Genomic DNA, 11,499 nt, shown 5'->3' on the forward strand with positions numbered 1-11,499 from the left:
GCCCGAGCCCTTGGTGCCGCCGCGTCGTCAGTCGACCCGGCGGAGCCGTACGTACCAGCTGGGGGTCCCTGCGTTGTTGATCTCGGCAACGGTCCAGGTGCCGTTGTCCAGATCGAACGTGGCACCCAGCGGCAGGGTCCGGTCCTCGCCCTCACGGCCCGGCAACGCGATGTACAGCTTCGCCTGGGCAGGCTGACCCTCCTTCGCCGGAATGGCCGCCACGCCACCGAAGGAGCCGAAGGGCAGGTGGGCCATTTGACCCTTATGAATAGTGAACTCGCGGTTGAAGTCAGGCATTTCATCCCCCTAGCGGAGTGTGATGTACTCCCCCGGATAGCCCTGGGGTTGGTAGTATTCCATGAATTCCGCGGTGGTCAGGGGCTCCGGGTGCCTCTCGTTCCATGGATTGTGGAGGGTCACGTTTCCTTCGTCGAAGGACAGGACCTCGTACACGTGACCATCGACCAAGTTCTTCGGAAGCTCGTGTTCGCCGCTCGCGGCGTCCGCGCCCCGTGTCGCGACGAGTACGGGCTTTCCTTCGGCGAGCTTCTCCCGGATATCCTGCTCCAGCTTCTGTTCCGCTCCCTCGCCCTGGGGGAACGCGACGATTTCGCTGGCCTCACCCGTGAGTTGGGTGAGGAGCTCCGCCTGGTCGTAGGGCCTCGATCCCTGGTTGAGCCGTCCATACCCCGACGGGGTGGGGCCCTCCAGGTCCTCCGGCTTCAACTGCTCGTTCGCGGCGAGCATCTGGTTCTTGTTGATCGACCAGTCGCGCTCCCACTGGTTGCCGCGTCCCTCCGACCACGTCTCATCGATGCCGGCCGCGGTCTTCTCCAGCACGGCCGGCCAGGCCACCTGCTCGACCCGCGCGTACGAGGCGTTTTGGGAGCCCTGGTGCACCGGAAGATCCGGGGTGACTGTCATTTCCACGCGATCACCCGGCACATAACCCTTACCGTCGTATTGCGCCTGGTGAATGGTGGCGGAATACGTACCGTCCGGATTCTCCTTTAGGTTTTCCTTGATAATGTCCGGGCGCGCCGACGCGGATGCTCCTATCGTGGCGATAATTCCGCAGTCGCTGAGACGGCCTTGTGCCACCTGTTCCCGTCCGGGCTCGCCGTCGAACAGGGAAACGCCGAGCTCCTTGATGGGTTCTCCGTATTCGACGGCATCCGCGCCCTTCTTGTACATGTGCTCGATGTCGGGACGCTCGATTTTCGTGGAGGTCTCCGGGGCCTCTTGGGTCTCGGAAGCGGCCTCGGTCCCGGGTTCGCCGGGCTGCTCGGTACCGTCCGCGCTGGATTCCACGTACGGCATGCCCGCGGGTTCGGCGTGCGCTTCGGGTGTCGCTTCGGTGTCCGTCACGGTGCTCACCTCGGGCTCCGTCGCGGCGACCTCGGTCGTCTCGGGAGCCTCCAGGGCAACTTCGGGCTCGGCCTCCGGTTCCGGGCCTTCGGGCTCAGGATCCGGTTCCGGACCTTCCGGCTCGGGCTCGGGGTCCGCCTCTGGCGTCTCAAGGGCGTCGACGTCCGCCGTGCCCTCGTCTGTCTCCGGCTCACCCTCCGGTTCCGGGACGTCATCGGGGGCTTCGGGCTCGCCCAGCGCCTCCGGTTCCTCAGGAACCTCCGCGTCCGTCTGCTCCCGACCGTCGGAGTCCTCGCCGTCACCCTCCGCGCGCGACAGCTCCGACGCGTTCTTGGACGCCTCGTCCGGCTCCTCGGGCTCGTCCGGCTCCTCGAAGTCGTCGCCTTCCCACGCCAGCGAGGAGTTCTCGAACGGTTCCGGCTCGTCCGGCTCCTCGAAGTCGTCGCTTTCTGACGGCTCGAGGTCCTCCTCGAACGGCTCGTACTCTTCGAGCTCCGCCGGCTCGCCGAAGTCGTCGCCGTCCGTGAGCACCGGAGCCTCGGGGACTTCCGGCTCCGGCGCGTCCGTGCCCTCGCCTGCGTACAGCTCGCTCATAGCGGCGTCCGTCCCCCCACGGTCGTCGTCGGTCCTATGCGTCCCGGGCGTCCTTGCGGGTGGTCCGTTCGAAGCAGGTCAGTGCCCGCGCGAACCGCCTGCCCCAGTGCCCCGACGGGTCGGCACAGCCGGTGGTGCGCTCGACCTCTGCCAGGCCGTCGCCGCCGTCGTCCTTGTTGCGTCCTTCGTCTCCGGCACGTCGTCGGCCGATCAGTCGATTCCATGATCGTAACGTGCGTAAAGACCAAGGTCCCTCCGTCGTCCGCGGGTTGATTCGATACCGGGGCGTGGGCAGGCCCGCCCGGAAGTGCGGTCCCAGAGGCGGACGTGTGGCGCAGCCTCTAGACGACTTCCTTGATCTGGCTACTGTGTTCAGACCTTTGACCAGGGCCAACGGACCACACGAGACACGCGGATCGCCGTCACCGCGTGCCGCGATCGGGAGGGGCGGCTCCTCGTCCACCGCCGGTCGGAGCGCGCGTCACGGTTTCCAGGACGGTACGAGGTCGTGGTCGGTGGAGCCGTGACCGCGGCCGAGTCGGCCTCAGAGCTCCCCCGACCAGACCCGACGTGTCAATCGGGTGCGAACTCGTACCGCAGCTCGTAGAGATGGCCCGCCTTGACCATCACCGTCGCCTCGACGGGACGTTCATGGTCGCTGTACACGACGCGCAGCGTACGGAGCACGGGCAGGTTTCCGGGGAGCAGGAGGGCGGCGCACTGTTCCTGCGTAGGTACCCGCGCCGAGACGTGGTCCACGCTGAGGCGCGGCGGGAATCCGAGCTCGGCCAGGAGTACGGGGGTTCCGCCCTGGATCTTGCGGCGTTCCGTGAGGGGAGTGTCGTGCGCGATGTCCACCCGGTAGTAGGAGGCGACCAGTTCCGCGGGTTCGTCGTCGATCGTGAGGAGCTGGCGGCGCAGCACGGCTGAGGCTCCCTCGTCGAGGCCGAGGGCCGCCGTCACGTCCGCCGGCGGAACGACCTCCGCCACTTCCAGCAGCGTGCTCCGCGCCCGTGCGCCGCTCCGCTCGGCCTCGGCGAGCCATCGGTACGGCTCCCCTGTGCGGGCCGGAGCCATGTATGCAGCCGGGCGCAGGGTCCGTTGCCGGTGCTCGCGCACGGTGACGGCCGCACCGGCACGCCCGACGACCAGCCGCTCGTCCTTGAGAAGCTGGAGCGCCTTCTGGACGGTCGCGTTGGAGGCGTCGAAGCGTGTCTTGAGCTGCGCCGTCGACGGAAGGCTGGCGCCCGTCGCCAGGTCGCCGCTCATGATCTCGTCCCGCAGGTCGGCGGCGATCCGCTCATGGAGCGGGCGACGGTCGGACGCGTCGGTTTCGGTGCGGGGCACGGTCATCCGATCCTGATCTCGTAGCGCAGGCGCTGGCGGTGGGCGGGCATGGTCATCAGATCAGCCTGGATCGGACGGTCCCCGCCGTCCAGGGTGAGCCGGGTAAGCCTCAGCACGGGCTCGTTCGGTCCCATGCGCAGAGCCTCGCGCTCCTCCGGGCTCGGCACCCGGGCCGTGACATCCTCGCGTACGCGCACACCGACGTACCCGAGCTCGGCGAGCAGCGTGACCGCCCCGCCGCGGATCTTGGCGGTCCCGGCGAGCCGGGTGCCGTGGGCGATCCCTGGCGGGTAGTACGTGTCCGTCAACTCACAGGGCTCGCCGTCGAGTTCGATCACCCGGCTCCGTACAACCACGAGCTCGCCCTCGGCCACTCCGAAGAGTCCCGCCACCTCACGCGGCGCGGGCACCTCACCTGCGTGGACGATGCGTTGAGTCCCCCTGCGCCCCTGAGCGGCGGCCTCCTCACCCCAGGCATCCGTCCCCGCCTGCGTCTGCGTCCGCGGCGTCAGGTAAGGCAGCGAAGTGCTGATCCAGTCACTGCTGCTCATGGCGTCCTCCAAAACGGCCGACGAACTTCCGCCTGTGCGCTGCTTCGTACCGTAGGCGACTCACTCTAAGTCCCCGCCCTTGGCCCAACCTTGCTGCCTTTCGCGAATAGCAGTACGGTCGGCGGCGATCGTACAGCCCTGCTCACTCAAGGCGGTGGTTCGCTGTGTCCCTGTCACGGCAACGTCGATTCCCCAGGTCTGCGCGTTCAGTCGGCGCGGCCCGCTCCTTCGTCATCGACGTCCTCACTCAGCGGGAGATCACCGACCGGCACGACGACGTCCGGCTCTGCGTCTCGGAACTCGCCACGAATGCCTTACTGCACGGGGTGCCTCGCGGGCGCGAATTCTGTGTCGCGCTCGCGGTCGACGGGCCCGTACTGCGTATCGACGTACGCGACAGCGGGGACGGACGGCCCGTAGTGCAGGCGCCCGAGATCGACGCGGGAAGCGGGCGCGGGCTCCGCCTGGTCGCGGAACTGGCCGACGACTTCGGCGTCACAGACCACGTCGTCGGGAAAAGCGTCTGGCTGGACTTCGAAGTCGCAGTACCGCGGAGCGAAAAAGAACCCAGCCGCGACAGCTGATCCGAGCGAAGATCGCGGCGTGCCGCGGCGCGGGCGCGGGCTGGCCGAATCGGCCGACTCCCCGGCCGTCAGCGGCCGCTCCAGCGCCCGGGACGCGCTCCCGTACTCCCGCCCGTGCATCGGTGATGCCGCGGACGGTACAGACCGTGTGAACTCGCCTCCCGGAACGGGTCCGTAGCATGAGGCGATGCAGCGACCCCGGCTGATCGCCACCGACCTGGACGGCACACTCCTGCGCAGGGACGGCACCGTGTCGGTACGCACGCTCAGTGCGCTGCGGACCGCCATCGACGCGGGCACGGAGCTCGTCTTCGTCACGGCGCGACCGCCCAGGTACGTCGACGCGCTCGCCGCCGCGACCGGGCTTGCCGGGACGGCGGTGTGCAGCAATGGCGCACAGGTGTACGACGTCGCCACACGCGCCGTCATCCGGTCCCGGACCCTGTCGCTGTCCACCGCTCACAGGGTGGCGGCAGCGCTGTCGGATGCCGTCCCGGGACTGGGCTTCGCCGTGGAGACGGGCCATCAGGTCCTGTACGAGCCGGCGTACGGTCTGCGGCTCTTCGAGGACATTGCTGCCGAGTCGCCCGTTGCGTCCCTGGCGGAGCTGTGGCTGCTGGACCTGCCGATCGTGAAACTGCTCGCCCACTCCCACCGGTTCGACGCGGACATGCTGGTCGCCATGGCGGAGGCTTCCGCAGGCGGCGCGGCGCAGTTCACCCATTCCGGCGGTCGCGGTCTGCTGGAGATCAGTGCGCCCGGTGTCACCAAGGCCGCCACGCTCTCGGCGCTGTGCGCCGAGTGGGGCATCGCCGCCGACGACGTGATCGCCTTCGGCGACATGCCCAACGACCTGACCATCCTGCACTGGGCAGGTGCGGGCTACGCCATGGGTAACGCACACCCGGACGTGCTGTACGCCGTACGACGACACACGGCGTCCAACGCGGAGGACGGCGTGGCCGTGGTCCTTGAACAGCTCTTCGGCAGGGCCTGAGCCGCGCAACCGGTCAGCGGGTTCAGCGTTCGACAGGCGATGGTGTCATGCGGGGCACGGCGCGCTCATGGGGGTCATGCACACGCCGAGATCGCATGGGCGGCTCAGTCGCGGGGGAACTCATCGGTGGTGAGGGTGAGTCCGACAGGGGTGTTGGTGAGGTCGATCTCCTCGCCGAAAGCGATGGTCAGCTCGCGGTCGTAGTCACCGTTCTTGGGACGCATGAAGATATGGCACTTGCCGGTATACGGGTCGGCGATCAGATAGACGGGGACTCCAGCCTCGGCGTACACGGCCTTCTTCGGGCCGTAGTCGTTGGCGGCGGTGTCCTTGGAGATCACCTCGGCGACGAACTCGATGTCCTGATAGCGCCAGCGGCCCTTGGCATCCTTGACCGAGCGTTCGGCAAAGGCTGCAACATCACAGGCGAACCCGTTGAGGTGTCCGGGAAAGTCGATGCGTACATCCGATGCCACACGCTTTAGGGGGTACGTGGGCCTGAGCTGTTCGGCGATACCGAAGATGATCTCCCAGTGCACCTGCCGTTGCGGCGACATGAAGATGTTTCCCCCGACGATCTCGACCTTCATTCCCTCGGGGACGGGCATCTTCTCAAGCCACTCGAACATCATGTCCAGAGTGCGCTCGTCGCTGCTGTCGGCCATCTCGATCCTGTCGGTCTCTACGACGGTCACCGTGGCGCTCCTCCCCGGCTGCCGCGTGGTCGCATGCAGCCGCGCAGTACAACGATACGTACGGCGGTGACGACACGCCCGTGACGAGCGCCCGCGTCCCTCGCCCGCCGCCTACGCCTCCCCCAGCCCCTCCGCGAGCCCCTCCGCCAGAACCTCCGCCAGATGCCGCCCCCGCCGCCCCGCCAGCTGCTCCAACTGCGTCCGGCACGAGAAGCCGTCCGCCAGGAGCACGGCATCGTCACCGGCCGCCCGCACAGCCGGCAGCAGCTGGTCCTCGGCGCAGGCCACGGACACCTCGTAGTGGCCGCGCTCGAAGCCGAAGTTGCCCGCCAGGCCGCAGCAGCCGCCGCTCAGGACGCCGGTGAGGCCCGCGCGTTCGCGCAGCCGGCGCTCCGCCGCGTCGCCCAGGACCGCATGCTGGTGGCAGTGGGTCTGGCCGACGACAGGACGGTCGATACGGGGCGGGCTCCAGTCCGGGGCGCACTGCTCCAGCCCCTGGGCGAAGGTGCGTACCGACGCCGACAGGCGCGCCGCGCGCGGGTCGTCGCCGAGGAGCTCCGGGAGGTCCGTCTTCAGCGCCGCCGCGCAGCTCGGTTCGAGGACGACCACGGGTACGTCCATGTCCAGCAGCGGCTCGACCGTGTCCAGAGTCCTGCGCATGACCGCACGTGCGCGGTCGAGCTGACCGGTGGAGACGTAGGTCAGGCCGCAGCAGACCCGGCGCCGTGGCAGCACGATGCCCATACCGGCCGCCTCCATCACCGTCACGGCGGCCTTCCCGGCCTCGGGTGAGAGGTAGTCGGTGAAGGTGTCCGGCCAGAGCACGGCCGTACGGCTCTTCGCCGAGATCCGCGTGCGGTCGCCCAGGTGTCCGCGTACCCAGCGCCGGAACGTCACCGGCGCGAGCGCCGGGATGTCGCGCTCCGGGGCGATGCCCGCCAGGCGTTTCGCGAGCGAAGCCGGCGGGCGGAGGTTCGCCGCCTCGTTCACCACCCCGGCGAAGGGCGCGGCCAGACGCAGCCACTGCGGCAGCCGCCCCATCGCATAGTGCGACGCGGGCCGCACCCGTCCCGCGTAGTGGTGGTGCAGGAACTCCGCCTTGTACGTGGCCATGTCGACGCCCACCGGGCAGTCGCTGCGGCACCCCTTGCACGACAGACACAGGTCGAGCGCGTCCCGTACCTCCTCGGAGCGCCAGCCGTCCGTCACCACCTCCCCCGCGAGCATCTCGTGCAGCAGCCTGGCGCGCCCGCGCGTGGAGTGCTGTTCCTCGCCGGTCGCGCGGTACGAAGGGCACATCACACCCGGACCGGAACTCGGCCCGCCCACACGGCACTTGGCTACTCCGACACACCGCCGCACCGCCCCGGCGAAGTCCCCGCCGTCGTGCGGGTAGCCGAACTCCACGTCGACCCGCGTACGCGGCAGCACGTCGAAGCGGAGGTTCTCGTCCAGGCGCGCCGGCCGCGCCAGAACGCCCGGGTTCAGTCCGCCCGCCGGGTCCCAGACGTCCTTGAACCGGCCGAAGAGGCCGACCAGTTCGTCCCCGTACATCTTCGGCAGCAGCTCCGCCCGCGCCTGACCGTCCCCGTGCTCGCCCGACAGCGAGCCGCCGTGCGCCACGACCAGCCCGGCCACGTCCTCCGAGAAGGAACGGAAACGCCGCACTCCCTCCTCGCTCAGCAGATCGAAGTCGATACGGACATGAATGCAGCCGTCCCCGAAGTGCCCGTACGGCGTCCCGCGCAGCCCGTGCTGCGCCAGCAGCGCCCGGAAGTCCCGCAGGTACGCGCCGAGGCGCGCAGGAGGCACCGCGCAGTCCTCCCAGCCCGGCCAGGCCTCGCTGCCGTCCGGCATCCGGGTCGCGGTGCCGGCGGCGTCCTCCCGGATCCGCCACAGCGCGCGCTGCGCGGCCGGGTCGGTGACGACGGCCCCGTCCAGCGCATCCGCGCCCCGCACGATCTCCTCCGCGCGCGCCCGCGCCTCGCCGCCCGTCGCCCCGCCCGTCTCGACGAACAGCCATGCGCCGCCGCGCGGCAGCCCGCCCGTGTCCGGCACCAGGTCCCGCGCCATCCCCTCCACGGTCAGCGGCCGGTACGGCAGCAGACCGGCGGCGGCCTCGGCGGCGGCGCTCTCGTCGGCGTACCCGAGCAGGGCGAGGGCGCGGGCGGGCGGTGAGTCCACGAGCCGTACGGTCGCCTCGGTGAGCACGCCGAGCGTGCCCTCGCTGCCGCAGAAGGCACGCGCGAGGTCGGTGCCGTTCTCGGGCAGCAGCGCGTCGAGCGCGTAACCGGAGATACGGCGCGGCAGTCCACCCGGGAAGCCGGTGCGCAGCAGCGCCAGGTTGCCGGAGACCAGCTCCCGCAGTCCGGCCGGGACGGCGGCCGGCCCCCACCCCTGGCCGAGGCGGATCTCGTCGCCCCCGTACGTCACCACCGACAGTTCGCCCACGTTGTCCGCGGTCGTCCCCCACGCCACCGAGTGCGACCCGCACGCGTTGTTGCCGATCATCCCGCCGAGGGTGCAGCGGCTGTGCGTCGACGGATCCGGCCCGAACGTCAGTCCGTACGCTCCCGCCGCCTCACGCAGTCGGTCCAGCACCGCGCCCGGCTGGACGACGGCCGTGCGTGCCTCCGGGTCAACGGAGACCACGGACCGCATACGGCGGGTGAAGTCCAGCACCACGCCGATCCCGGTGGCCTGACCGGCGATCGACGTCCCGGCGCCCCTCGGCACCACCGGCACCCCATGGCTCCGGCAGACGGCGAGCGCCGCCGCCACGTCCGCCGCGTCGCGCGGGGCGACGACCCCGTCCGGGACCCGGCGGTAGTTGGACGCGTCCATCGTCATCAGCGCGCGGGCGCCGGCGCCGAAGTCCACATCGCCGCGGACGCCCGCCCGGAGGGCCCGTTCGAGCTCCTTACGGTCAGCCATGTGCTCGGCCATGTGCTCGGCCATGCGGTCAGCCATACGGTCAGCCATGCGCTCAGCGTGCCCCGGACGGCGCGTACGCACCCGCCCGATCGGGCGACACCGAGGACTCGTCCCAACCAGTGATCGCTTGTCTCATTCGCCGGACAATGCCCCCGGTGACCTGGCGGAACCGACTAGGCTCCGGCTCGTGGCCGATATCCAGATTCCCGCTGACATCAAGCCCGGCGACGGCCGTTTCGGCGCCGGACCCTCCAAGGTGCGTACGGAGGCGCTGGACGCCCTGGCCGCCACCGGTACGTCCCTGCTCGGTACGTCCCACCGCCAGGCCCCGGTCAAGAACCTGGTCGGCGAGGTGCGCGAGGGCGTACGCGACCTGTTCTCGCTGCCCGAGGGCTACGAGGTGATCCTGGGCAACGGTGGCTCCACCGCGTTCTGGGACATCGCGACGCACGGGCTCATCGACAACAAGTCGCAGCACCTGTCCTTCGGCGAGTTCTCGTCGAAGTTCGCGAAGGCGGCGAAGCTGGCCCCGTGGCTGGCCGAGCCGAGCGTGATCTCCGCCGACCCGGGTACCCACCCGGAGCCGCAGGCCGAGGCCGGTGTCGACGTCTACGCCTTCACCCACAACGAGACCTCGACCGGTGTCGCGGCGCCCATCAAGCGCGTCGAGGGCGCCGACGAGGGCGCGCTCGTACTCGTCGACGCGACGTCCGGCGCGGGCGGCCTGCCCGTGGACATCGCCGAGACGGACGTGTACTACTTCGCGCCGCAGAAGTCCTTCGCCTCGGACGGCGGCCTGTGGATCGGCGTGTTCTCGCCCGCCGCACTGGAGCGTGCCGCCCGGATCCACGCGTCCGGCCGCCACGTACCGGAGTTCTTCAGCCTCCCGACGGCGATCGACAACTCGCGCAAGAACCAGACGTACAACACCCCGGCGCTGTCGACCCTCTTCCTCCTCAACGAGCAGCTGAAGTGGCTGAACGGGCAGGGTGGCCTGGACTGGTCGGTGCGCCGCACCGCCACCTCCGCGCGGAACCTGTACGGCTGGGCCGAGGAGTCGAAGTACGCGACGCCGTTCGTCGCTGACCCGGCCAAGCGCTCGCAGGTCATCGGCACGATCGACTTCTCGGACGACATCGACGCGGCGGCGGTCGCGAAGGTGCTGCGCGCGAACGGGATCGTGGACACCGAGCCGTACCGCAAGCTGGGCCGCAACCAGCTGCGGATCGCGATGTTCCCGGCGATCGACCCGGCGGACGTGCAGGCGCTGACGGCCTGCGTCGACTACGTCATCGAGAAGCTGTAGTCACGATCGGCATGTGAGTCACCATCGGCATGTGAGTCACCAGCAGTACGTGGAGGGCCCGGCGGCATTCGGCCGCCGGGCCTTCGTCATGCCCGGCCGGTGCGCCGTGCGCACACCGTGCCGGTTGCGTGGAGGTGACGTGCAGCTGCCGTGTACGTACGGCTGATAACCGCCCTATCCGACGGGGGAGTTGGTCCCTACGATCCAAGCGATCCGATGCGTTTGACGTGTCCACGCCTCAACTATCCACCGAGCCGATCGCACTGATCGAACTCGTCGGGGCGGGACATGGGATCGGCTGGACCCCCCACGGTTCGCCTGCACGCAAGGCCACCGACCACCACCATCGATCGGAGCTCCTGCATGCCCAGAGCCTTACGCGCGAGTGCCGCCCTCACAGCGGTCCTCGCCTCCACGCTCGTCGCCGGCAACGCCGGCAGCGCGAACGCGGCCATCACCGCCCCGCCCGACAAGATCGTCATCGAGATCGCCACGGTGAACGGATCGGGCTGTCCGGCAGGGACGGCCGCCGTCGCCGTGTCCCCGGACAACACCGCCTTCACGGTCACCTACAGCGACTACCTCGCCCAGACCGGCGGGGGCTCGGCACCCACCGATTTCCGCAAGAACTGCCAGCTCAACCTGATCGTCCATGTCCCGCAGGGCTTCACGTACGCCGTCGCCAGCGTGGACTACCGCGGCTACGCCAGCCTGGAGCGCGGCGCCAGCGCCATCCAGAAGGCGTCGTACTACTTCCAGGGGTCGCCCGACACGGCCGCCAGGAACCACCCCTTCACCGGGCCGTTCGACAACAACTGGCAGGCCACCGACTCGACCGAGTGGGGCCAGCTGGTCTGGGCGCCCTGCGGGGTGAAGCGGAACTTCAACATCAACACCGAACTGCGGGTCAAGGCGGGTACGTCCGACGCGTCGAAGACCAGCTTCATCGCCATGGACTCGACCGACGGTGAGATCAACACCGTCTACCGCCTGGCCTGGAAGGAATGCCCGGCGTAAACACGGGACCGGCGCAACGCGGACCGGGTGGGCCCGCCCCCCTCGCGGGCCCACCCCCTCCGGAAGCCTCAGCGGCTCACCGACTCAGCCGCTGGAACCGCCGGAC

The 11,499-nt window shown here is 69.7% G+C and carries 10 protein-coding genes; 4 read left to right on the plus strand and 6 right to left on the minus strand.

Features of this window, described 5'->3' with window-relative positions; genetic code table 11:
• Positions 1–27 precede the first annotated feature (27 nt).
• The 4 genes from ACWGI8_RS07480 to ACWGI8_RS07495 form a co-directional block, all read right to left on the minus strand.
• Positions 28–255 (minus strand): DUF6406 domain-containing protein, encoded by a 228-nt coding sequence (locus ACWGI8_RS07480; protein WP_453659167.1) that lies wholly within the window; start codon positions 253–255, stop codon positions 28–30.
• Between the two features lie 51 nt (positions 256–306).
• Positions 307–1,962 (minus strand): hypothetical protein, encoded by a 1,656-nt coding sequence (locus tag ACWGI8_RS07485; protein WP_453659168.1) that lies wholly within the window; start codon positions 1,960–1,962, stop codon positions 307–309.
• Between the two features lie 573 nt (positions 1,963–2,535).
• Positions 2,536–3,315 carry a GntR family transcriptional regulator gene (locus ACWGI8_RS07490; protein WP_453659169.1) on the minus strand — a complete coding sequence of 260 codons (780 nt, stop codon included), beginning with the start codon at positions 3,313–3,315 and terminating at the stop codon, positions 2,536–2,538.
• On the minus strand, positions 3,312–3,860 hold the full coding sequence (locus ACWGI8_RS07495; RefSeq protein WP_453659170.1) for a GntR family transcriptional regulator: 549 nt from the start codon (positions 3,858–3,860) through the stop codon (positions 3,312–3,314). The genes ACWGI8_RS07490 and ACWGI8_RS07495 overlap by 4 nt, the downstream gene beginning before the upstream one ends.
• A gap of 164 nt (positions 3,861–4,024) precedes the next feature.
• Between ACWGI8_RS07495 and ACWGI8_RS07500 the strand changes: the two genes are divergently transcribed.
• Both ACWGI8_RS07500 and ACWGI8_RS07505 read left to right on the plus strand, forming a co-directional pair.
• Positions 4,025–4,444, plus strand: coding sequence for an ATP-binding protein (locus ACWGI8_RS07500; protein ID WP_453659171.1), 420 nt, complete (start codon positions 4,025–4,027; stop codon positions 4,442–4,444).
• A gap of 187 nt (positions 4,445–4,631) precedes the next feature.
• The gene (locus ACWGI8_RS07505) at positions 4,632–5,441 is read left to right on the plus strand and encodes an HAD family hydrolase (RefSeq protein WP_453659172.1); all 810 of its coding nucleotides are present in this window, start codon (positions 4,632–4,634) and stop codon (positions 5,439–5,441) included.
• A gap of 104 nt (positions 5,442–5,545) precedes the next feature.
• On the opposite strand, the gene ACWGI8_RS07510 is transcribed toward ACWGI8_RS07505, so the two are convergent.
• Both ACWGI8_RS07510 and ACWGI8_RS07515 read right to left on the minus strand, forming a co-directional pair.
• Positions 5,546–6,136, minus strand: a complete 591-nt coding sequence (locus tag ACWGI8_RS07510) for a Uma2 family endonuclease (protein ID WP_453659173.1) — start codon at positions 6,134–6,136, stop codon at positions 5,546–5,548.
• A 111-nt stretch (positions 6,137–6,247) separates the two neighbouring features.
• A complete protein-coding gene (locus ACWGI8_RS07515; protein ID WP_453659204.1) occupies positions 6,248–9,070 on the minus strand; it encodes an FAD-binding and (Fe-S)-binding domain-containing protein in 2,823 nt (940 codons plus the stop codon).
• Positions 9,071–9,257: 187 nt separating this feature from the next.
• Between ACWGI8_RS07515 and serC the strand changes: the two genes are divergently transcribed.
• Both serC and ACWGI8_RS07525 read left to right on the plus strand, forming a co-directional pair.
• Positions 9,258–10,376 (plus strand): phosphoserine transaminase, encoded by a 1,119-nt coding sequence (serC, locus tag ACWGI8_RS07520; RefSeq protein WP_453659174.1) that lies wholly within the window; start codon positions 9,258–9,260, stop codon positions 10,374–10,376.
• Positions 10,377–10,739: 363 nt separating this feature from the next.
• Positions 10,740–11,393, plus strand: coding sequence for a DUF4360 domain-containing protein (locus ACWGI8_RS07525; protein ID WP_453659175.1), 654 nt, complete (start codon positions 10,740–10,742; stop codon positions 11,391–11,393).
• Positions 11,394–11,499: the final 106 nt, after the last annotated feature.

This window comes from Streptomyces sp. NPDC054841 (assembly GCF_053611045.1).

Excerpts from the sequence above, each read along its gene's own strand:
- ACWGI8_RS07505 (WP_453659172.1), top strand. The coding sequence starts at position 4,632 with ATGCAGCGACCCCGGCTGATCGCCACCGACCTGGACGGCACACTCCTG.
- ACWGI8_RS07480 (WP_453659167.1), bottom strand. The coding sequence starts at position 255 with ATGGCCCACCTGCCCTTCGGCTCCTTCGGTGGCGTGGCGGCCATTCCG.
- ACWGI8_RS07515 (WP_453659204.1), bottom strand. The coding sequence starts at position 9,070 with ATGGCTGACCGTAAGGAGCTCGAACGGGCCCTCCGGGCGGGCGTCCGC.
- ACWGI8_RS07525 (WP_453659175.1), top strand. The coding sequence starts at position 10,740 with ATGCCCAGAGCCTTACGCGCGAGTGCCGCCCTCACAGCGGTCCTCGCC.
- ACWGI8_RS07495 (WP_453659170.1), bottom strand. The coding sequence starts at position 3,860 with ATGAGCAGCAGTGACTGGATCAGCACTTCGCTGCCTTACCTGACGCCG.
- ACWGI8_RS07485 (WP_453659168.1), bottom strand. The coding sequence starts at position 1,962 with ATGAGCGAGCTGTACGCAGGCGAGGGCACGGACGCGCCGGAGCCGGAA.
- ACWGI8_RS07490 (WP_453659169.1), bottom strand. The coding sequence starts at position 3,315 with ATGACCGTGCCCCGCACCGAAACCGACGCGTCCGACCGTCGCCCGCTC.